General features: G+C 74.6%; 17 protein-coding genes and 1 pseudogene. 10 read left to right on the forward strand and 8 right to left on the reverse strand.

The features are described 5' to 3' along the window. Window positions 1-39 precede the first annotated feature (39 nt). The 5 genes from WDV06_RS10085 to WDV06_RS10105 form a co-directional block, all read right to left on the reverse strand. On the reverse strand, window positions 40-1,212 hold the full coding sequence (locus WDV06_RS10085) for an RNA polymerase sigma factor (RefSeq protein WP_395509296.1): 1,173 nt from the start codon (window positions 1,210-1,212) through the stop codon (window positions 40-42). 170 nt (window positions 1,213-1,382) lie between these two features. Beyond that, entirely contained in the window at window positions 1,383-2,057 is a 675-nt protein-coding gene (locus WDV06_RS10090; protein WP_395509297.1) for a DUF6445 family protein, read from the reverse strand. 83 nt (window positions 2,058-2,140) lie between these two features. Continuing rightward, a complete protein-coding gene (locus WDV06_RS10095) occupies window positions 2,141-4,213 on the reverse strand; it encodes a molybdopterin oxidoreductase family protein (protein ID WP_395509298.1) in 2,073 nt (690 codons plus the stop codon). A 277-nt stretch (window positions 4,214-4,490) separates the two neighbouring features. After that, complete coding sequence (locus WDV06_RS10100) at window positions 4,491-5,255, reverse strand: glucose 1-dehydrogenase (protein ID WP_395509299.1); 765 nt, start codon at window positions 5,253-5,255, stop codon at window positions 4,491-4,493. Between the two features lie 69 nt (window positions 5,256-5,324). Continuing rightward, window positions 5,325-5,996 carry a SanA/YdcF family protein gene (locus WDV06_RS10105; protein WP_395509300.1) on the reverse strand — a complete coding sequence of 224 codons (672 nt, stop codon included), beginning with the start codon at window positions 5,994-5,996 and terminating at the stop codon, window positions 5,325-5,327. A gap of 178 nt (window positions 5,997-6,174) precedes the next feature. Between WDV06_RS10105 and WDV06_RS10110 the strand changes: the two are divergent. The 4 genes and pseudogenes from WDV06_RS10110 (at window position 6,175) to dnaG (ending at window position 11,724) form a co-directional block, all read left to right on the forward strand. Continuing rightward, window positions 6,175-7,043: pseudogene (locus tag WDV06_RS10110) on the forward strand (sirohydrochlorin chelatase). Between the two features lie 57 nt (window positions 7,044-7,100). Beyond that, entirely contained in the window at window positions 7,101-8,417 is a 1,317-nt protein-coding gene (locus WDV06_RS10115) for a deoxyguanosinetriphosphate triphosphohydrolase (protein WP_395509301.1), read from the forward strand. A gap of 93 nt (window positions 8,418-8,510) precedes the next feature. Continuing rightward, on the forward strand, window positions 8,511-9,785 hold the full coding sequence (locus WDV06_RS10120) for an NAD(P)/FAD-dependent oxidoreductase (RefSeq protein WP_395509302.1): 1,275 nt from the start codon (window positions 8,511-8,513) through the stop codon (window positions 9,783-9,785). Between the two features lie 34 nt (window positions 9,786-9,819). Continuing rightward, window positions 9,820-11,724, forward strand: a complete 1,905-nt coding sequence (dnaG, locus tag WDV06_RS10125) for a DNA primase (RefSeq protein ID WP_395509303.1) — start codon at window positions 9,820-9,822, stop codon at window positions 11,722-11,724. A gap of 177 nt (window positions 11,725-11,901) precedes the next feature. On the opposite strand, the gene WDV06_RS10130 is transcribed toward dnaG, so the two are convergent. Then, window positions 11,902-12,342, reverse strand: coding sequence for a gamma-glutamylcyclotransferase family protein (locus WDV06_RS10130; protein ID WP_395509304.1), 441 nt, complete (start codon window positions 12,340-12,342; stop codon window positions 11,902-11,904). 373 nt (window positions 12,343-12,715) lie between these two features. Here WDV06_RS10130 and WDV06_RS10135 point away from each other — a divergent pair, with 373 nt between their 5' ends. From WDV06_RS10135 to WDV06_RS10145, 3 genes are all read left to right on the forward strand, one after another. Next, window positions 12,716-13,258 carry a hypothetical protein gene (locus tag WDV06_RS10135; RefSeq protein WP_395509305.1) on the forward strand — a complete coding sequence of 181 codons (543 nt, stop codon included), beginning with the start codon at window positions 12,716-12,718 and terminating at the stop codon, window positions 13,256-13,258. A gap of 122 nt (window positions 13,259-13,380) precedes the next feature. Then, entirely contained in the window at window positions 13,381-14,094 is a 714-nt protein-coding gene (locus WDV06_RS10140) for a class F sortase (protein ID WP_395509306.1), read from the forward strand. 53 nt (window positions 14,095-14,147) lie between these two features. After that, the gene (locus WDV06_RS10145; protein ID WP_395509307.1) at window positions 14,148-14,738 is read left to right on the forward strand and encodes a GNAT family N-acetyltransferase; all 591 of its coding nucleotides are present in this window, start codon (window positions 14,148-14,150) and stop codon (window positions 14,736-14,738) included. 46 nt (window positions 14,739-14,784) lie between these two features. Here the strand turns inward: WDV06_RS10145 and WDV06_RS10150 are convergent, their stop codons facing one another. Continuing rightward, window positions 14,785-15,561: a sulfite exporter TauE/SafE family protein gene (locus tag WDV06_RS10150; protein WP_395509308.1), complete on the reverse strand. Its 777-nt coding sequence runs from the start codon at window positions 15,559-15,561 to the stop codon at window positions 14,785-14,787. Between the two features lie 195 nt (window positions 15,562-15,756). On the opposite strand from WDV06_RS10150, the gene WDV06_RS10155 reads away from it, so the two are divergent. Genes WDV06_RS10155 through nirD form a run of 3 tightly spaced genes read left to right on the forward strand, consistent with a single transcriptional unit; the run spans window position 15,757 to window position 20,106 of the window. Beyond that, entirely contained in the window at window positions 15,757-17,250 is a 1,494-nt protein-coding gene (locus tag WDV06_RS10155) for an NAD(P)/FAD-dependent oxidoreductase (protein ID WP_395509309.1), read from the forward strand. 1 nt (window position 17,251) lies between these two features. Next, window positions 17,252-19,777, forward strand: a complete 2,526-nt coding sequence (gene nirB / locus WDV06_RS10160; protein ID WP_395509310.1) for a nitrite reductase large subunit NirB — start codon at window positions 17,252-17,254, stop codon at window positions 19,775-19,777. Next, window positions 19,774-20,106: a nitrite reductase small subunit NirD gene (gene nirD / locus WDV06_RS10165; RefSeq protein WP_395509311.1), complete on the forward strand. Its 333-nt coding sequence runs from the start codon at window positions 19,774-19,776 to the stop codon at window positions 20,104-20,106. The genes nirB and nirD overlap by 4 nt, the downstream gene beginning before the upstream one ends. Window positions 20,107-20,114: 8 nt before the next feature. Here nirD and WDV06_RS10170 read toward each other — a convergent pair whose 3' ends face one another. After that, on the reverse strand, window positions 20,115-20,522 hold the full coding sequence (locus WDV06_RS10170; protein WP_395509312.1) for a VOC family protein: 408 nt from the start codon (window positions 20,520-20,522) through the stop codon (window positions 20,115-20,117). Window positions 20,523-20,800 lie beyond the last annotated feature (278 nt).

A 20,800-nucleotide genomic window follows, 5' to 3' on the forward strand; every position in this document is an offset into this window, starting at 1 on the left:
CCCCCTTCCCGTGCCCGGGCGGGCTTCCCGCGGCGCCGGTCAGTCGAGGTAGCCGCGCAGCTGGTCGGCGAAGGCGTGGTCGCGGAGCTTGGCGAGGGTCTTGGACTCGATCTGGCGGATCCGCTCCCGGGTGACGCCGAAGATCCGGCCGATCTCCTCCAGGGTGCGCGGCCGGCCGTCGGCGAGCCCGTAGCGGAGCTGGACGACCTTGCGTTCGCGTTCGCCGAGGGTCGACAGGACCGCTTCGAGGTGTTCGCGCAGCAGGAAGAAGGCGGCGGACTCCATGGGGGAGGCGGCGTCGCCGTCCTCGATGAGGTCGCCGAGGGCGACGTCCTCCTCCTCGCCGACGGGTGCGTGGAGGGAGACCGGTTCCTGGGCGAGGCGCAGGACCTCCAGGACCCGTTCGGGGGTCAGTTCCAGGTGGACGGCGACCTCTTCGGCGGTGGGTTCGTAGCCGCGTTCCTGGAGCATGCGGCGCTGAACGCGGACGACGCGGTTGATGAGCTCGACGACGTGGACGGGGACGCGGATGGTGCGGGCCTGGTCGGCGAGGGCCCGTGACATCGCCTGGCGGATCCACCAGGTGGCGTAGGTGGAGAACTTGTAGCCGCGCGCGTAGTCGAACTTCTCGACGGCCCGGATCAGGCCGAGGTTCCCCTCCTGGACGAGGTCGAGCATGGTCAGGCCGCGGCCGACGTAGCGTTTGGCGACGGAGACGACGAGCCGCAGGTTGGACTCGATGAGCCGGCGTTTGGCCATGCGGCCCATGACGACGAGTTTGTCGAGGTCGACGGCGAGCTGGGAGTCGAGGTCGGTGGCGCCGGCGAGCCGCTCCTCGGCGAACAGTCCCGCTTCCACCCGCCGGGCGAGTTCGACCTCCTCGGCGGCGGTGAGGAGCGGGATCCTGCCTATCTCGCGCAGGTACTGGCGGAAGAGGTCGGCGGAGGGGCCGCCCGCGGCGGGGCCGGCCTGTCCGCGGGCGGGCTGCGGGGGCGGCTGCTCGATGAGTTCGAGCACTTCGGGTTCGTCGTCCTCGGGGTGCTCCGCGGCTTCGCGTGCGGCGGCGTCTGCGGTTTCGTCCACGGCCTCGGCCTCGGCCTCCGCGGTTGCGGCGTCGTCGGCACGGAAGGGGCCGGCGGGGTGGCTCACGTTCACGGTCAGGGTCCGGGTCTGCACGGGGGCGACCTCCAGGGGCTCCGAGGACGGTGGCACCGCACCTCAGTGTGGGGTACGGCACGTCGCCGCCACGAGGGGCGTGCGGGCACTTTCTGAGCCCGCTGCGTGACCGGATGGTTACCCCCCGGCGGCAACCCCGATGCGGATCGGACTCATGTCCGAGACGATCGGGGGCCGCCCGTGCCGGGCCCGTGCAGGGAGTCCCGTCAGGCCATCCAGAAGAAGACGGCCGTCATCCGCTTGTCCTCCAGGGTGGTGCCCCAGTAACCGGTGGCGCTGTGGATCAGGTTGGCGGAGTACAGCAGGAGGCGGTTGTAGCGGTGGGGGACGCGGAGGTCCTCGGTGAAGGAGTCCTCGGGGACGAAGCGGGTGCCCAGGGCGTCGACGAGGTTGTTGTGCGGGGCGAGGACCTGGTTGCCGCCGAGGACTCCGCCGGGGAGGCTCTGGCGGTGGAAGCTGGTGCCGCAGTCCTTGGGGAGGCCGGGCGTCAGGTAGAGCACGGCGGCGTAGCGGCACAGGGTGCGGGAGTCGGTGTGCGGCCGGGACTCGCACTCTCCCTCGCCGACGACCTGGACGCAGTTGTGGTTGAAGGTGCCGGCTCCGGCGGGGTCCTCGGCCCAGATCCGCTTCGCCCCCGTGGCCTGCCGCACGAGCTTCTCCACGTGGGCGAGTTCGGCCGGTTCCAGGGCGGGCATGGCGCGCAGGCCGGGCCACGGCTCGGGCTTGTGCGGGGCGCCCTGGACCCAGTCGTCCTTGGCGAGGCAGCGTTCCCGTACGGCGTCCACGTCGGGCAGGACGTCGTCCAGCACCCAGTAGTCGCGGCCGCGGGTGGGCTTGCGGTAGGGCAGCACGGGGAGGGTGTTCGCGGGTCGAGATGACATGCGCGGAACGCTAGTTGCGGCAGCTGTGAGGCTCCCCAAAGCGGGACCCAAGAGTGCGGCAAGAGATGGTCCGCCGGGGTGTGTCACGCGGGCTCCACCCGGACCGCGCAGACCTTGAACTCCGGCATCCGGGATACGGGGTCCAGGGCCGGGTTGGTGAGGGTGTTGGCGCGGCCCTCCCCGTACCAGTGGAAGGGCATGAACACGGTGTCCGCCCTGATGGCGTCGGTGATCCGGGCGGGGGCCACCGCCCGTCCGCGCCGCGAGGTGACGGCCAGGGGGGTGCCGTCGGCCACCCCGAGGCGGGCGGCGAGGCGCGGGTGGAGCTCCACGAACGGGCCGGGGGCGGCGTCGTTGAGCTCGGGCACGCGGCGGGTCTGGGCACCGGACTGGTACTGGGCGACGACCCGGCCGGTGGTGAGCAGCAGCGGGTACGCGGCGTCGGGGGTCTCGGCGGCCTCGCGGTGGGTGACGGGCGCGAAGCGGGCGCGGCCGTCCTCGGTGGCGAAGCGGTCCAGGAAGAGCCGGGGCGTCCCCGGGGAGCCCTCGGGGCAGGGCCAGAAGACGCCCTGTTCGGCGGCGATGCGGTCGTAGGAGATGCCGGAGTAGTCGGCCGGGCCGCCCTCCGAGGCGCGGCGCAGTTCGGCGAAGACCTCCTCGGGGTCGGTGGGGAAACCCTTCTCCAGTCCGAGGCGGGCGGCGAGCCCGTGCAGGACCTCCAGGTCGCCGCGGACGCCGGGCGGCGGGGTGAGCGCCCGGCGGCGCAGCAGGACGCGGCCCTCCAGGTTGGTGGTGGTGCCGGTCTCCTCCGCCCACTGGGTGACGGGCAGGACCACGTCGGCGAGGGCGGCGGTCTCGGAGAGGACCACGTCGGCGACGGCGAGGAAGTCCAGGGAGCGGACGCGTTCCTCGACGTGGGCGGCGCGGGGGGCGGAGACGACCGGGTTGGAGCCCATGAGGAGGAGGGCCTTCACGTCGGTGCCGAGGGCGTCGAGGAGTTCGTAGGCGCTGCGGCCGGGGCCGGGCAGGGTCTCGGGTGCGACGCCCCAGACCCGGGCGACGTGTTCCCGGGCGGCCGGGTCGGTGAGCCTGCGGTAGCCGGGGAGCTGGTCGGCCTTCTGGCCGTGTTCGCGGCCGCCCTGGCCGTTGCCCTGGCCGGTGAGGCAGCCGTAGCCGGAGAGGGGGCGTCCGGCCCGGCCGGTGGCGAGGCAGAGGTTGATCCAGGCGCCGACGGTGTCGGTGCCCTTGGCCTGCTGTTCGGGGCCGCGGGCGGTGAGCACCATGGCGGCTTCGGGGGCGCAGAACAGCTCGACGGCGCGGCGCAGTCGGGGTACGGGGACGCCGGTGATCCGCTCGACGAGCTCGGGCCAGTGGGCCATCGCGGCGGCCCGGGTGTCCTCCCAGCCGGTGGTGCGGGCGGCGATGAACTCCGCGTCGGTGCGGCCCTCGGCGACGACGAGGTGCAGCAGGCCGAGGGCCAGGGCGAGGTCGGTGCCGGGGCGCGGGGCCAGGTGGAGGTCGGCGAGCTCGGCGGTGCGGGTGCGGCGGGGGTCGACGACGACGAGGGTGCCGCCGTTCGCCTTGAGTTCGGTGAGGTAGCGCAGGGCGGGGGGCATGGTCTCGGCGGGGTTGGAGCCCACGAGGATCACGCAGCCCGTGCGCGGGATGTCCTCCAGGGGGAAGGGCAGACCGCGGTCGAGGCCGAAGGCGCGCTGGTGGGCGGCGGCGGAGGAGGACATGCAGAAGCGGCCGTTGTAGTCGATCTGGGAGGTGCCGAGGGCGATGCGGGCGAACTTGCCTAGGGCGTAAGCCTTCTCGTTGGTGAGGCCGCCGCCGCCGAAGACGCCGACGGCGTCGGGGCCGTGCGCGCGGCGGGTCCGGGCGAGGCCGGCGGCGACGGCGTCGAGGGCCTCGTCCCAGGTGGCCGGGGCGAGGGGGCCGCCGGGGCCGGTACGGACGAGCGGCTCGGTGAGGCGGACGCGGGAGGAGAGCACGGCGGGTGCGGTGCGGCCCTTGCCGCACAGGGCGCCCCGGTTCACGGGGAAGCCGGCCCGCTCCTCGACCGCGACCGTGCCGTCGGCGGGGCGCAGGTTCATGCCGCACTGCAGGGCGCAGTAGGGGCAGTGGGTGGGGATGGCTCCCTGGGTGCTGTGCATACGGGCCAGGGTGCGGGCGGGGTGTTACGCGGGGGGCGGTCGCGTGTTACGGGCCGGGGTGCGGGGGCTCAGCAGCGCCGGCCGGGGGCCGTGAGGCCGGGCGGCGGCCCGGAGGGGTCTCTCCCCGCCCCGCCCTTTCTCCGTTTCCCGGGGCGTCCCCGGACCCCGTTCCCGGGGGCTCCGCCCCAGCCCCTCCCCAGCTGCCGCTGGGAGGTGCCCCCGGGCGGGGCGGGGAGAAGCCCCGCGCAGCGGCACACCCGGCCCCGCCCGGGACCGGCTACTGCCCCGTCAGGTGGCGGACCGTCAGGCCCGCCGTCCAGCCGCCGTCGACGGCCAGCTCGGCCCCCGTCATGTACGAGGCGGCGTCGGAGAGGAGGAAGGCGACGGCCGCCGCGATCTCCTCCGGGACGCCGACCCGCCCCATGGGCGTACCCGGATAGCGCCCCTCCCCCGCCTGGATCCCGACCGGCGCGGTCATCGGCGTCAGCGTCATCCCCGGGTGGACCGAGTTCACCCGGATCCGCGCCTCCGCCAGCTCGACGGCGCCGATCTTCGACAGTCCCCGTACGCCCCACTTGGAGGCGCCGTACCCGGCGGTCAGGGCCAGACCGGTGAGACCGGCGGCGGACGAGATGTTGACGACGGAACCCCCGCCGTTCGCCCGCAGCAGCGGGATGGCCGCCTTGAGGCCGATGAACGTGCCGACCAGGTTGACCTCCACGCACCGGCGGAAGTGCTCGACGCTTTCGTGCTCCAGGAACTGCCCCGTGGCGATACCGGCGTTGTTGACCAGTCCGTCGAGCCGGCCGAACTCGGCGACGGCGTGGTCCAGGACGGCCTGCCAGTCGGCCTCGCTGGTGACGTCGTGGCGCAGGAAGCGGGCCGCGTGGCCGAGCTTCGCGGCGGTCTCGGCGCCCTCCGCCTCCAGCACGTCGGTGATCAGCACCCGCCCGCCGCCGTCCACGACGGCCTGCGCGGCGGCCGCTCCGAGGCCCCGGGCCCCACCGGTGACGACGACGGCCTTGCCGCTCAGATCCACCACACCCACGGTTCCACCCCTGACGCCGCACGCACTCGCATATGACTAATCGGCATATCGCCGATCGCGGCGTCAGTCTGCCAGAGCGGCCAGGGCCCGCGACACCCCCTCCTCCTTGGGTCCGAGGAAGGTCGGCCGCGGCTGGAAGACGGCGTCGACGGCCGCCTTGCCGGCCGCGAAGACCTCGCGGACGCCGCCGTAGTACCAGGTGGCGTCGTGCTTGTTGTCGACGCCGACCCCGTAGGCGTCCACCCCCGCGGCCCGGCACAGCGTGACGGCCCGGTGGACGTGGAAGCTCTGGCTGACCAGGACCGCCCGGCGCACGCCGAAGATCTCGCGCGCGCGGACGCAGCTGTCCCAGGTGTCGAAGCCGGCGAAGTCGCTGACGATCCGGCCGTCCGGCACCCCGTGCCCGGTGAGGTACGTGCGCATCGCGTCGGGCTCGTCGTACTCGGTGCGGCTGTTGTCCCCGGTGACCAGGACGGCCCTCACCTTCCCGGCGCGGTACAGCTCGACGGCCGCGTCCAGGCGGGCCGCGAGGTAGGGGGTGGGCCGGCCGTCCCACAGCCCTGCCCCGAACACGACGGCCACCCCGGCGGCGGGCGCCTGCGCGGTGGTGCGCAGCCGGTCGGCGGCGGCCACGCGGGTCCAGGTGGCGGGCAGCAGGGCCAGCACGCACAGCGCCGTCACGGCCTGTACCGCCCGTCTGCGGGCCCGTACGGTACCGAGGCGCGGTCGGCGCATGGCGGTTCCCCCCTGGTGGTCGTGGGCTCGTCGCCTCCCCGGCGACTCCTCGCAGGTCAGGACGGTCAGGGCCGCGGGGCGGTTCCGCCGTCGGCCGCCGCCGGGGGCGTGAGGAGCCGGCGAACAGCCGTCACCGCGGCGCAACGCCCACGCAATCTGCGGCCCGCAGGATCGGTTCATGACGGAGCCGGTGCACCCTCCCGAAAGCCAGTCCGCCCCCTCCCTTTTCCTTCCGTTCGGCAGCACGGCCGACCTGCTGACCCGGATCACCGATCAGCTCGGCACCCAGCTGAGCGGAGTGCGCCCGCCGCGCGCCCGGCCCCACGGAGCCCCCTCATGCACCCCACCCTCGTCGCCGTGGCCCACGGCAGCCGCGACCCCCGCGCCGCGCTCACCGTCCTCACCCTCCTCGAACGGGTCCGCGAGCTCCGCCCGCGCCTCGACGTCCGGCTCGGGCACATCGAGCTGAACCGGCCGCTGCTCGCCGACGCCCTGGGGGACTGCGCGGGTTCGGCGGTCCTCGTCCCGCTGCTGCTGGGGCGCGGCACGCACGTCAAGCGGGACCTGCCCGCCGCCGCGGCCCGCGCCGGGCGCCTGCGGACGCGGGTCGCGGCTCCCCTCGGCCCGCACCCGCTGCTGGTGGAGGCCCTGTTCGAGCGGCTCCTGGAGGCGGGATGGCAGCCGGGCACGGCCGTCGTCCTGGCCTGCGCCGGCTCCACGGACCCGGACTCCGCCGCCGACTCCCGCCGTACCGCCGCCCTGCTCTCGGAGCGGCTCGGCGGGGTGCCCGTGGCCCCGGCCTACGCCTCGGCGGCCGCGCCGGCCGTCCCGGACGCCGTACGGGCGCTCGCGGCGCGGGGCCACCGGGTGGCAGTGGCCTCGTACTTCACCGCCCCGGGCCGCTTCGCCACCGCGAGCGCCGCCGCCGCACCGGGCCCGGCCGCCGCCCCGCTGGGCGCCCACCCCGCCCTGGCCCGCCTGGTCCTCCACCGCTACGAGGAGGCCCTGTCCCGCCCCGCCCACCCGCGCGAACTGGCCAGCGCCTGAGGAACGGCCCGGACCGTATTGCTCGGATTGTCGGTGTCTCCGGTTAACGTCTGATACATGGAAGGCACCGCGCTCACCCCCGCGTACGACTCCTACGACCCCGCCGCCACCGAGCGGTGGGCCGCCGAGCCCGACAAACGGCCCGGGCGGACGGCCTTCCAGCGCGACCGGGCCCGCGTGCTGCATTCGGCCGCGCTGCGCCGCCTCGCCGGTAAGACCCAGGTGGTCACCCCGGGCACCCGCTCGTTCGACTGGGACGCGAGCCCCCGTACCCGGCTGACCCATTCCCTGGAGTGCGCGCAGGTCGGCCGGGAGCTCGGCGCGGCCCTGGGCTGCGATCCCGACCTGGTCGAGGCGGCCTGCCTGTCGCACGACATGGGCCACCCCCCGTTCGGGCACAACGGCGAGGAGGCGCTCAACGAGTTCGCGAAGGACTGCGGCGGCTTCGAGGGCAACGCCCAGTCGCTGCGCCTGCTGACCCGGCTGGAGCCCAAGCGGTTCGTGCCCGACCCGGCCACGGGCGAGCCGGTCAGCGTCGGCCTCAACCTGACCCGGGCCTGCCTGGACGCCGCCACCAAGTACCCCTGGGCGCGCGGCGGCCACCCCACCGACCCCGACTCGGTGAAGTTCGGCGCCTACGAGGACGACCTGCCGGTCTTCGCGTGGCTGCGGCGCGGCGCGCCCGCCGACCGCAAGTGCTTCGAGGCCCAGGTGATGGACTGGTCGGACGACGTGGCGTACTCGGTGCACGACTTCGAGGACGGCCTGCACGCCGGGCACCTCGACCCCAACCTGCTGTTCGCCGAGCCCGAGCGGACCGCCATCTGGCAGGTCGCCATCGGCCGGTACGTGCCTGCGGACACCGACCCCGAAGAGCTGCGCGAGGCGCTGGACCGGCTGATGGAGGAGGAGTGGTGGCCGCACGGCTACGACGGCTCCGCCGTGGCGCAGGCCCGGCTGAAGGACGCCACCAGCCAGCTGATCGGCCGTTTCTGCCTGGCCGCCGAGAGCGCCACCCGTGAGGCGTACGGGCCCGGGCCGCTGACCCGGTACGCGGCGGAGCTGGTGGTTCCGCGCCGGGCGCGCAACGAGTGCGCCGTCCTGAAGGCGGTCGCCGACCTGTATGTGATGCAGCGCGACGAGCAGGAACGGTTGCGCGCCGACCAGCGCATCGTCCTGGCCGAACTCGCCGAGGCGCTCAGCGCCCGCGCGCCGGAGGGCCTCGACCCCCAGTTCCGGGCGCTCTTCGACGCCGCGCCGGACGACAAGGCCCGTAAGCGCGCGGTCATCGACCAGATCGCCTGCCTCACCGACGCTTCCGCCCGGTCCCTGCACGCCCGCCTCACCCGGCACGGGCGGCGCGCCGAAGGGTGAGCCGATCGGGCCATTCCCCCTTCCCGGGGCAGGCTCGGTGCGGGACGCTCGCATGTGGCCGCACATGGCGGAGAGGTTATGAGGAGGCATCAGGTGGTCGACGCACACCAGACGTTCATCATCGTCGGCGCGGGACTGGCCGGGGCGAAGGCCGCCGAGACGCTGAGGTCGGAGGGGTTCACCGGCCGGGTGATCCTGATCGGCGACGAGCGCGACCATCCCTACGAGCGGCCCCCGCTGTCCAAGGGCTACCTCCTGGGCAAGGAGGAGCGCGACAGCGTCTTCGTACACGAGCCGTCCTGGTACGCGGGCGCCGACATCGAGCTGCACCTGGGCCAGCCCGCGGTGCACCTGGACCGCGAGGCCAAGACGGTGCGCCTGGGGGACGGCACCCTGCTGCACTACGACAAGCTGCTGCTGGCGACCGGGTCCGAGCCGCGGCGCCTGGACATCCCGGGCACCGGCCTGGCCGGGGTGCACCACCTGCGCCGGCTCGCCCACGCCGACCTGCTGCGCAAGGCGCTGGCCTCCCTGGGCCGCGACAACGGCCACCTGCTGATCGCGGGCGCGGGCTGGATCGGCCTGGAGGTGGCGGCCGCTGCCCGCTCCTACGGGGCGGAGGTGACGGTCGTCGAGCCGCTGCCCACGCCGCTGCACGCGGTGCTCGGCCCGGAGGTCGGGCAGTTCTTCGCGGACCTGCACGCCGAGCACGGGGTCCGCTTCCACTTCGGGGCGACGCTGACGGAGATCGTCGGCCAGGACGGCATGGTGCTGGCCGCCCGGACCGACGACGGGGAGGAACACCCGGCGCACGCCGTGCTCGCCGCGATCGGGGCGGCGCCGCGCACCGCGCTCGCGGAGACCTCGGGACTGGCCCTGGTGGACCGGGAGCACGGCGGGGGCATCGCCGTGGACGCCTCGCTGCGCACCTCCGACCCGGACGTCTTCGCCGTCGGCGACGTGGCCGCCGCGCAGCACCCCGGGCTGGGGGCCCGGCTGCGGGTGGAGCACTGGGCCAACGCCCTCAACGGCGGGCCGGCCGCCGCGCGGGCGATGCTGGGGCAGGAGGTCTCGTACGAGCGGGTGCCGTACTTCTTCTCCGACCAGTACGACGTGGGCCTGGAGTACTCGGGGTTCGCCCCGGCGGGCAGCTACGACCAGGTGCTGGTGCGCGGGGACGTGGGCAAGCGCGAGTTCATCGCGTTCTGGCTCTCCGACGGACGGGTGCTGGCCGGAATGAACGTGAACGTGTGGGACGTCACCGAGCACATCCAGAACCTGATCCGCTCCAAGGCCCCGGTGGACCGCGAGAAGCTGGCGGACCCTTCCGTTCCGCTCGACTCCCTGGTGCCGGCCGAGGGGGCCTGACGGGTTTGCCGCCGCCCCACCGTAGAATTCACGGGTGGCAGGACGGATCAACGACGACGACGTGAAGGCGGTACGGGACGCGGTCCCGATCGACGCCGTGGTCTCGGAGTACCTCCAGCTGCGCAACGCCGGCGGCGGCAACCTCAAGGGCCTGTGCCCCTTCCACGACGAGAAGTCCCCGTCCTTCCAGGTCAGCCCGAGCAAGGGGCTGTACCACTGCTTCGGCTGCCAGGCCGGCGGGGACACCCTCGACTTCATCATGAAGATCGACCACCTCTCCTTCTCGGAGGCGGTGGAACGGCTGGCCGGCCAGGCCGGGATCACGCTGCGCTACGAGGAGGGCGGCTACACCGCCGGCACCAGCGGCCGCGGGGAACGCATCCGGCTGGTCGAGGCGCACAAGGCGGCCGCCCAGTTCTACGTGGACCAGCTCGGCGGCGCCGAGGCCGAGATCGCCCGCCGCTTCCTGGCGGAACGCGGCTTCGACCAGGCGGCGGCCGGGCACTTCGGCGTGGGCTACAGCCCGGCGGGCTGGGACCACCTGACCCGGTTCCTGCGCGGGCGGGGCTTCAGCGACAAGGAGCTGATCCTCTCCGGACTGGCCCAGGACAGCCGCAGCGGCAAGCCCATCGACCGCTTCCGGGGCCGGCTGATGTGGCCGATCCGGGACATCAGCGGCGAGGTGGTCGGCTTCGGCGCGCGCAAGCTGCGCGAGGACGACAACGGCCCGAAGTACCTGAACACCCCCGAGACGCCGATCTACAAGAAGTCCCAGGTGCTGTACGGCATCGACCTGGCGAAGAAGGAGATCGCGAGGACCTCCCGGGCCGTGGTGGTCGAGGGCTACACCGATGTGATGGCCTGCCACCTGGCCGGCGTCACCACCGCCATCGCCACCTGTGGCACCGCCTTCGGCGGGGAGCACATCAAGATCCTGCGGCGGCTGCTGATGGACAACGCGACCGCCGAGGTGATCTTCACCTTCGACGGTGACGCCGCCGGGCAGAAGGCGGCGCTGCGGGCCTTCGAGGACGACCAGAAGTTCGCGGCGGAGACCTCGATCGCGATCACCCCTGGCGGCATGGACCCCTGCGACCTGCGCCTCGCTCAGGGTGACGCGGCGGTGTCCGGGCTGGTGGAGTCCCGTACCCCGCTGTTCGAGTTCGCACTGCGGCACATCGTGTCCCGGCACAACCTGGAGAACCCGGCGGGGCGGGCGGCCGCGCTGGACGAGGCGGCCCCGGTGGTCGCCGGGATCAAGAACATCGCCATCCAGCACGAGTCGGCGGTGCAGCTGGCGGGCATGCTGGGCATCCGCGACGAGCAGTTCGTGGTCAAGCGGGTCGCGCAGCAGGCGCGCTGGGCGCGCGAGCGCGGCCAGCAGCCGGACCGGCGGCAGCCCGCCCGCCGCCAGGAGCAGGCCCCGGCCGCCGCACCCGCCGCGGTGCGGCCGAGCGGTCCGGCCCTGAACCTGCGCAGCCCGGCGCACCGCACGGAGCGGGAGCTGCTCAAGCTGGCACTCCAGCGGCCGGCCCTGGTCTCCCCCGCCTTCGACGCGTACGGGGCGGACGAGTTCACGGCCCCGCCGTACGCGGAGGTCCGCCGGGCCATCCAGGACGCGGGCGGCGCCGCCCAGGGCACCGAGGACTACCTGGCCCGGGTGCGGGAGGCGGCCCCGAACGACACGGTCCGGGCGCTGGTGACGGAGCTGGCGGTGGAGGCCATCCACGCGAAGACGGTGGACGAGGTCTACGCGGGGGTGCAGCTGGTACAGGTCCGCCTGCGGGCGGTGGACCGCCGGGTGCACGAGATCCAGGGCCAGCTGGCCCGCCTCGGCCCCCAGGCACCGCCGGAGCAGCACGCGGCGATCCAGCAGGAGCTGTGGGTGCTCCAGCAGTACGGGCAGCGCCTGCGCAACCGCGGCGCGGAAGGCCTGTAGCCCCCTGGGGGCTTCGGCCCCGGGCCCTCCTCCGGCTGCCGCGGAAGTCCGGCCCCGCCTGGGGGCACCTGGCGGCGGTAGCCGGGGGGCGAGGCGCGGGTCCGGGCGGAGCCGGGGGGAACGGCGGGAGGGCGGGTGGGGGACACCGCCCCGCGCAGCGGGCCCCGTGCCGCCGGGCTACCTCCGCAGCCAGTCGCCGCCGGGGATCTCGCGGCCCGACCTCGCCAGGCGGACGGCCAGCGGGGCGGCCGCCAGGTACACCCAGGCCCGTACCCGGCCCCCGTCCCCGCGGACGGCCTCGCGTGCGACCCGGTCGTAGACGTTGCCCGGGCTGCCCGGCCCCGCGTACTCCTCCAGCAGGTCCAGGGAGGCCAGCAGCTCCGCGTACGCCCCGGGGGCGGGGGTGATCAACGACCCGGCTATCTCGGAGCCGGCCCGCTCGACCGCGTACGGGTAGCCCGGACCCTCGTACAGCACCGCGCCCGGCAGCCGGGCCGGCTCCTCGGCGGTGGTGCGGCCCCGCAGGAACAGCCGGTGGTTGACCTCGCCGGGCCGCAGCGTCCCGTACACGAAGAACGGCAGGACGCCGCCCTGTCCCGGCCGATCGACCGATGCCACGAGCCCCTCCTTCGGCTACGCAGGACCTGCGCGGGCCGGGCCCGAAGGCCCCTCTCTCCCGTGCATCCCCCACCGTACGCACCGCTGTTTGACCATCTCCCGGCCCCTGTGACGATCGCCCGCCGGAGGCGCTGGCGGAGGCGCCCGAGGCCGGCCCCGGGGGCCTGGCGGCGGTGCCCCTGCCGCAGGCCCGAGCGGGCCGGGATGTCACCCGGACGGGGTGGGGGCGCACGGATGGCCGTTCAGCGCCTCCGACCTGGGCTGATCCCGTGCCCGAGGGGCGCGGGGACCGGATCTGACGATGGGTCAGCAGGCGGGGGGCGGGCGGGCCGGTTTTCCTCGTGACACGACCCCGTGTCACGAGGAGTGACCCATGCGCCGCAGGACCGCCCACGCGCTGACCGCCGCCGCGCTGACCGCCGCCGCCTTCGCCGGCCCGGTCGCCGGAGCGGTGGCCGCCGCGGACCTGGGCATGCCGCCCTTCGCACCCGGTGACTTCGCCGTGCTGGAGGTGTGGCCGAAGTCGGCGGTGCCGGGCACCACGGTGACCGTGAACACCAAGGCCTGCGGTCCGGGCGGTCACGCCGAGGGCGACGCCACCACCGTGGGCGGGGGCCGCTTCAGGCTCGTCCCGGGTACCCACAAGGAGGTCGTCGTGGGCCAGTTCCAGGTCGCCCGCGACATCCGGCCCGGCACCTACGGCATCGGCGCCACCTGCGCCGACGGCAAGTTCGCCACCGGCGACCTGGTCGTCACCGAACACGGCCCCCAGGGGCACGTGCGCACCGGGGTGGGCGGTGGCACGTCCACCACCACCGACCCGGCCAAGATCACGGCGGGAGCGGCAGTGCTGGCCGCGGCCGCCGTCGGCGGTACCTGGCTCCTGCGTCGCCGGGCGAGCGGCACGCGGAGCTGACGGGCGCCCACCGCGGCCCAGGCCGCGGTCCGACCGGTACCGCCCACCGTCGCCCGCCCCGCGAGGTCCCCCCGTTCGCGGGGCCGGGCGACGGCCACTGCTGACGACGGCGAGGCGAGGGGGTGCGAGGGATGGCCGGCTTCCCGGGAATCCGGGGCATCTGGCCCGGGCGCGACCGCCGCCCAGCGGAGCGGATCCCCGGCGGCGCGCGGCCCCGGACCGTGGACCGGCGGGGGCGGGCCGGGCTGGTGGCGGTGGCCGTCTGCGTCGGGGTCTGGCTCGTCACCAGCGGCTCCGGCGAGACCGTCCGGCCGCCGCTGCCCTCCCCCGCCGACGCCCTGAGCGCGCAGGCCGTCTACCCCGGCAGCATCGACCCGCTCCCCGGCTCTCCGCCGACCCGGATCCGGATCCCGTCCATCCGGGTGGACGCCCCGCTCACCGGGCTCGGCCTGGAGCGCGACGGCAGCCTCGAAGTGCCGCCTCCCGCCCCGGGCGACCTCGCCGGCTGGTACCGGGAGGGGACCACCCCGGGCGCCACGGGGACCGCCCTGATCGCGGGTCACGTGGACAACGCGAGCGGTCCGGCGGTCTTCTACCACCTGGGGGCGCTGCACCGGGGCGCCGTGATCGAGGTCGCCCGCGCGGACGGACGTACCGCGGTGTTCACGGTCCACGCGGTCGAGGTCTACGACGCGAAGTCCTTCCCGGACCGGCGCGTGTACGGGCCGTCGCAGCGCGCGGAGCTGCGGGTGATCACCTGCGGCGGCGGCTTCTCCCCGCGCACGGGCTATCAGGGCAACGTGGTCGTCTTCGCCCATCTCACCGGGACCTACTGAAACCGGGCACCCCGCCACCCCGGCCAAGATCATCCGGTTGCAGAATGACCGGTATGCCGACCACGAACACGCCCAGGCCCGCCACGACCGACGACGCCGACGACATCGGCCGCGGTCTGGCCCGCGCCTTCGCCGACGACCCGATGATGTGCTGGTTCTTCCCCGAGGAGGCCACGCGCGAGGAGGGCATGGTCCGGTACTTCGCCACGCTCCTCACCCGGCACTACGGCCGCCACGGCGTGTGTGAGCGCACGGACCTGGCCGCTTCCTTCTGGGTGGCGCCCGACGGCCGCGCCCTCCCCGACGACGAGACCCTCGACGAGATCGCCACCGTGCTCGGCGACCGGGCGGGGGTGTTCCGGGCGGGCATCGCGGCGGCAGCCGAGCACGCGCCCCCGGAGGACCACTGGTACCTCGCGGTGCTCGGCGCCGACCCGGCCGGCCAGGGCCGGGGGCACGGGGCCGCTCTGCTGCGCTCGGGCCTGGCCCGGGCCGACGCGGCGGGCCTGCCCGTCTACCTGGAGTCCTCCAAGGAGTCCAACGTCCCCTTCTACGAGCACTTCGGCTTCACCGTGCTCGGCGAGGCGCAGCTGCCCGGCGGCGGGCCGACCCTCTGGGTGATGCGCCGCGCCCCGCGGGCCTGACGTCCGGCGGGCGCGCGGCCGGGGGTCCCGCGCCCGCTCGGCGCGGTCAGCCCCACTGCTCCAGGCCGAGCTTGACGACGAGCGCGCCGACCACGGTCAGCAGCACGCCCCGGACGAACCCGCTGCCCTTCTTGAGGGCCATCCGGGCCCCGACCATGCCGCCGGCGAGGTTGAACACGGCCATCAGCGCGGCCAGCTGCCAGAACACCATGCCCTGGTAGGCGAACATCGCGAGCGCCCCGGCGTTGGTGCAGCAGTTGACGATCTTCGCGGTGGCGGAGGCGGTGACCAGGTCGAGGTGGAGCAGGGCGGTGAGGGCCAGCACCAGGAACGTGCCGGTGCCGGGCCCGATGAGGCCGTCGTAGAAGCCGATGCCGAGGCCGGCGAGGGCGATGGTGAGCAGGACCCGCTGCCGGGAGACGGGCGCGGCGGAGGGAGCGGCGCCGAAGCCGGGCTTGAAGATCACCACGGCGGCGACCACCACGAGGACACCCATGATCAGCGGCCGCATGGTGTCCTTGCTGATCCCGCCGGCCAGGGCGGCCCCGCCCATCGACCCGGCGAGCGCGGCCAGCCCGATCCGTACGGCGAGCTTCACGTCCACCGGGGTCTTGCGCGCGTAGGTGACGGCCGCCCCGGCCGTACCGACGATGGCCACCGCCTTGTTGGTCCCGAGGACGGCGGCGGGCTGGGCGTGCGGGAGGCCGAGCAGCAGGGCGGGCAGGAGCAGCAGTCCGCCGCCGCCCACCACCGCGTCGATCCAGCCGGCCGCCGCGGCGGCGACGCACAGCACGATGATCATGGTCGTAGATATGTCAGGCACGGACCCGACCCTAGGGAGCGGATCCGTGCAGGTCCCACCGACCCTCGAAAAGTTGCGCGAAGCTTGAGGTTCACGCCGCCCGCGCTCCGGTCGCCGGAAGCCTCACCGGCCTGCCGCGCGGGCGCTGAGGGCGGCGTTCCGTCCGGGTAACAGGAGCGATGCGGCGGGGAAACAGCCGCCCAGCACGCTCGTTCCATGACCTCGAAGCAGCGTGTGGTGGTGATCGGCGGCGGCCTGGCGGGCCTGCGGCTCGCCGCGCGGCTGGGACCGGCCGCCGCGGTGACCGTCCTCGGCGAGGAGCCCCGCGCACCCTACAACCGGGTCCTGCTGGCGGAGGTGCTGGCCGGGCGGTACGCCCCCGAGGTGGCCGCACTGCCGGCCCCGGGCCCGGTGCTGCGGCGGGGGGTGCGGGCGGTACGGATCGACCGTGACGCACGCCGGGTGCACTGCGACGACGGCACGGCCCCGGAGTACGACGCCCTCGTACTGGCCACCGGCTCGAACCCGGTCCTGCCGGCGCTGCGCGGGCTGCTCCCACCGGGCGGCGGGGAACTCCCCGAAGGGGTGCACGCGTTCCGCACCATGGACGACTGCCTCGCCCTGGACGCGGCGGTACGGCCCGGCGTGCGGGCGGTGGTGATCGGCGGCGGCCTCCTCGGTGTCTCGGCGGCCCGTGCGCTGGCCGCGCGGGGCGCGCAGGTGGTCCTCGCCCAGCAGGCGCAACGGCTGATGGAGCGGCAGCTGGACGGCGACGCGTCCGCACTGCTGCACGCCCATATGACGGCCCTCGGGGTGGAGATCCACACCGAGTGCCGCGTCAGGGGCCTGACCACCACCGGGCAACCGCTGCGCGGGGCTTCCTCCCCGCCCCGCCCCTCCTCCGTTCCCCGGAGCTCCGCCCCGGCTCCCGCGCCTGAAACTCCCCCGGCTACCGCTGGGAGGTGCCCCCAGGCGGGGCTGATTCCAGCACCGCCGGCGTTTGAGGCGCGGGGGTCCGGGGGCGGGGCCCCCGGTTTCGGGAAGGGGCGGGGTGGGGAGCGGCTCCGCGCAGCGGCCACCGCCACCGCCACCGCCACCGCCACCGCCACCGGCACCGGCACGCCGCCCGGCCAGGGCCACCGCGTCACCGGGGTGGAACTCGCGGACGGCTACCGCCTGGCGGCCGACGTCGTCGTCCTCGCCTGCGGCGTCCGCCCCCGCACCGGACTCGCCCGGGCGGCCGGCCTGGAGGTCCGCAAGGGGATCGTGGTGGACGACCGGCTGCGCACCAGCGATCCGTACGTCCACGCCATCGGCGACTGCGCCGAGCACGCCGGCCGGCTCTACGGCCTGGCCGGCCCCGCCCTGGAGCAGGCCGACGCACTCGCCGCCGTCCTCACCGGCTCCCCGACGGAGTACACCGGCACGCGCGCCCTGACCCGGCTCACCCTCGGCGGCGCCGACCGCCCCCTCGACCTCGCCGCCTTCGGCGACCCCACCCCGCTCCCCGGCGACGACGTGGTCCGCCTCGCCGACGCCACGCGCCGCACCTACCGCAAGGTCGTCCTGCGCGGCGACCGGCTGGTCGGCGGGGTCCTGCTCGGCGAGCTCTCCACCGTGGGGGCCCTGGCCCGCACCTGGGAGGGCGACGAGTCCCTGGACGCACCGCACGACCTGTTCCACCTGCTCACCGACGACGGAGGCCACTGACATGACCGAGCCCCTGCCCGCGATCGTGCTCATCGGGCACGGCATGGTCGGCCAGCGCTACCTGGAGGCGCTCGCCGAGCGCGGGGCCACCGCCACGCACCGCGTCACGGTGCTCTGCGAGGAGCCCCGGCCCGCCTACGACCGGGTGCACCTCACCTCGTACTTCTCCGGCACCAGCCCCGAGGAGCTCTCCCTGACCCCGGCCGGGTTCATGGCGGAGCACGGCATCGAGCTGCACCTGGGCGACCCCGCCGAGTCCGTCGACCGGCAGGCCCGTACGGTCACCTCCCGCTCCGGGCGCGTCTTCCCGTACGACGTGCTGGTCCTGGCCACCGGCAGCCACCCGTTCGTCCCGCCCGTCCCCGGCAGGGACGCCCCCGGCTGCTTCGTCTACCGCACCATCGAGGACCTCCTCGCGATCGAGGAGTACGCGAAGACCCGGACGGCCGGCGCCGTCGTCGGCGGCGGGCTCCTCGGGCTGGAGGCGGCCGGGGCACTCCAGGGCCTCGGGCTCACCACCCGCATCGTGGAGTTCGCGCCCCGGCTGATGCCCGTCCAGGTGGACGAGGGCGGCGGCGCGGCCCTGCTGCGCACGATCGAGGACATGGGCCTGACCGTGCACACCGGCGTCGGCACCCGGGCGGTGCTGACCGGCGAGGACGGCTCCGTCACCGGAATGAGCCTCTCCGACGGGTCCACCGTCGACGCCGGCCTCGTCGTCTTCTCCGCCGGGGTCCGCCCCCGCGACCAGCTCGCCCGGGACTGCGGCCTGGCCGTCGGCGAACGCGGCGGGATCAGCGTCGACGCCCGCTGCCGGACCTCCGACCCCCGCGTGTACGCCATCGGCGAATGCGCCCAGGCCGTCGACGGCCGGGTCTACGGCCTGGTCGCGCCCGGCTACGAGATGGCCGAGACGGCCGCCGAGGACCTGCTGGGCCGCGAACGGGAGTTCACCGGCGCCGACCTGTCCACCAAGCTCAAGCTGCTCGGCGTGGACGTGGCCTCCTTCGGCGACGCCCACGGCACGGCCGAGGGCAGCCTGGACGTCGTCTGGTCCGACTCCCGCTCCGGGGTCTACAAGAAGCTCGTCATGTCCGCCGAGGGCGTCCTGCTCGGCGGCGTCCTGGTCGGTGACGCCGACGCCTACGGGCTGCTGCGCCCGCTCACCGGCAGCGTCCCGCCGGTCGCGCCCGAGCACCTGGTCCTGCCCGCCGGGCTCGGCCCCGCCCCGCAGCCGGGCCCGTCCGCGCTGCCCGACACGGCGGTGATCTGCTCCTGCCACAACGTCACCAAGAAGGCGATCACCGCCTGCGCGACCCTGCCCGAGGTCAAGAAGTGCACCAAGGCGGGGACGGGCTGCGGCGGCTGCCTCAAGGTGATCGGGCAGCTGCTGCCGCCCGCCGCCGGCCCGGGGCTGTGCGGCTGCTTCGCGTACACGCGCGCGGAACTGTACGAGATCGTCCGCACCCGCCGCCTGGCCTCGTACCAGGCGCTCCTGGACGGGCACGGCCGGCCGGAGGCCCGGGGCGGCGAGGGCTGCGAGGTCTGCAAGCCCGCCGTCGGGTCGATCATCGCCTCCCTGGCCCCCGCCGTGGGGGCCAGCGGCTACGTCCTCGACGGCGAGCAGGCCGCCCTCCAGGACACCAACGACCACTTCCTGGCGAACCTCCAGCGCAACGGCTCGTACTCGGTCGTCCCGCGCATCCCGGGCGGCGAGATCACCCCGGACAAGCTGATCGTGATCGGCGAGGTGGCCCGCGACTTCGGCCTCTACACGAAGATCACCGGCGGGCAGCGCATCGACCTGTTCGGCGCGCGGGTGGACCAGCTGCCCGCGATCTGGGCCCGGCTGGTCGACGCCGGCTTCGAGTCCGGGCACGCGTACGGGAAGGCCCTGCGGACGGTGAAGTCGTGCGTGGGGCAGACCTGGTGCCGCTACGGGGTCCAGGACAGCGTGCGGATGGCCATCGACCTGGAGCTGCGCTACCGGGGGCTGCGGGCGCCGCACAAGCTGAAGTCGGCGGTGTCCGGGTGCACCCGCGAGTGCGCCGAGGCGCAGAGCAAGGACTTCGGGGTCATCGCGACGGCCAACGGCTGGAACCTCTACGTCGGCGGCAACGGCGGGGCCGTCCCGCGCCACGCCGACCTCCTCGCCCAGGACCTCTCCGACGCCGAACTGGTGCGCCTGATCGACCGGTTCCTGATGTTCTACATCCGCACCGCCGACCGGCTGGAGCGCACCTCCACCTGGCTGGAGCGGCTGGAGGGCGGCCTGGACCACCTGCGGGACGTGGTGGTGCACGACTCGCTCGGGCTGTGCGCGGAGCTGGAGTCGCTGATGGCCCGGCACGTGGCGCACTACCGCGACGAGTGGGCCGAGACCCTCCGGGACCCCGACCGGCTGCGGCGGTTCGTGTCCTTCGTGAACGCGCCCGGCGCCCCCGACCCGACCGTGAGGTTCGTCCCCGAGCGCGGCCAGGTCAAGCCCGACCTGGCCGCCCTGACCCTGGGAGGTCCTGTCCGATGACCGTCGAACTGCGGGTGGCCGAAGGCTGGCTGACGGTGTGCGAGCTGTCCTCGCTCACCCCCGGGCGCGGGGTGGCCGCCCTGCTCCCGGACGGGACCCAGGCCGCGGTGTTCGTCGACCGCGCGGGGCGCCCCTACGCGATCGGCAACCAGGACCCCTTCACCGGCGCGCACGTGCTGTCGCGCGGGCTGGTCGGCTGGTCGGCGGGGCGCCCCTTCGTGGCCTCGCCGCTGCTGAAGCAGCGTTTCGACCTGGAGTCGGGACGCTGCCTGGACGACGAGGAGGTGGCGGTCCGGACGTACCCGGTGCGGACCGCCGCGACCTCGTAGGCGGACGGTCAGCCCTGGACCATGGCCGGGTCCATCCACATGATCTCCCAGGTGTGGCCGTCGAGGTCGTCGAAGGCGCGGCCGTACATGACGCCGTGGTCCTGGGCGGGGCGGGGCTCGGTGGCACCGGCCGCCAGGGCCCCGTCGACCAGCTCGTCCACCGCGGCGCGGCTCTCGGCGCTGAGACAGAGCAGCACCTCGGAGGTGGTCCGCGCGTCCGCGATGGCCTTGTGGGTGAAGTCCTTGTAGCGGGCCTCGGTCAGGAACATCGCGACGATGCTGTCGCTGATGGGCATGGAGGCGCAGTTCTCGTCGGTGAACTGGGCGTTGAAGGAGTAGCCCAGCTTGCCCCAGAACGCCTTGGTGGCCTCCAGGTCGCTGACCGGCAGGTTGACGAAGATCATGGTGGAGGACATCCCGGTGTCTCTTCTCTCTGGTGGGCCCGGCGCCTGCTGCGCCTGCTCCGTTCGTTGCTGTCGAGTGATGGACCGGGGCCGGCGCGGGAACTCATCGCCCCGGCGGCAGATTTTTTCGACTTTTTTCGACGGACCGGGAAAGCCCAGGTCAGAGGGGCGGGGGGGGGGGGGGGGGGGGGGGGGGGGGCGCCGGGGGGCCGCCCCCCCCCCGGGCCCCCGCCGCCGCGGCCTGTGCCGGCCGCCCCGGGCCGGCGGGGCGCGCGGGGTCCTTAGTTCTA

Origin of the sequence: Streptomyces racemochromogenes (assembly GCF_044129415.1) — a bacterium.
GTDB lineage: Bacteria > Actinomycetota > Actinomycetes > Streptomycetales > Streptomycetaceae > Streptomyces > Streptomyces racemochromogenes_A.

Excerpts from the sequence above, each read along its gene's own strand:
- WDV06_RS10090 (WP_395509297.1), bottom strand. The coding sequence starts at position 2,057 with ATGTCATCTCGACCCGCGAACACCCTCCCCGTGCTGCCCTACCGCAAG.
- WDV06_RS10095 (WP_395509298.1), bottom strand. The coding sequence starts at position 4,213 with ATGCACAGCACCCAGGGAGCCATCCCCACCCACTGCCCCTACTGCGCC.
- WDV06_RS10105 (WP_395509300.1), bottom strand. The coding sequence starts at position 5,996 with ATGCGCCGACCGCGCCTCGGTACCGTACGGGCCCGCAGACGGGCGGTA.
- WDV06_RS10115 (WP_395509301.1), top strand. The coding sequence starts at position 7,101 with ATGGAAGGCACCGCGCTCACCCCCGCGTACGACTCCTACGACCCCGCC.
- WDV06_RS10135 (WP_395509305.1), top strand. The coding sequence starts at position 12,716 with ATGCGCCGCAGGACCGCCCACGCGCTGACCGCCGCCGCGCTGACCGCC.
- WDV06_RS10145 (WP_395509307.1), top strand. The coding sequence starts at position 14,148 with ATGCCGACCACGAACACGCCCAGGCCCGCCACGACCGACGACGCCGAC.
- WDV06_RS10155 (WP_395509309.1), top strand. The coding sequence starts at position 15,757 with ATGACCTCGAAGCAGCGTGTGGTGGTGATCGGCGGCGGCCTGGCGGGC.
- nirB (WP_395509310.1), top strand. The coding sequence starts at position 17,252 with ATGACCGAGCCCCTGCCCGCGATCGTGCTCATCGGGCACGGCATGGTC.
- nirD (WP_395509311.1), top strand. The coding sequence starts at position 19,774 with ATGACCGTCGAACTGCGGGTGGCCGAAGGCTGGCTGACGGTGTGCGAG.
- WDV06_RS10170 (WP_395509312.1), bottom strand. The coding sequence starts at position 20,522 with ATGTCCTCCACCATGATCTTCGTCAACCTGCCGGTCAGCGACCTGGAG.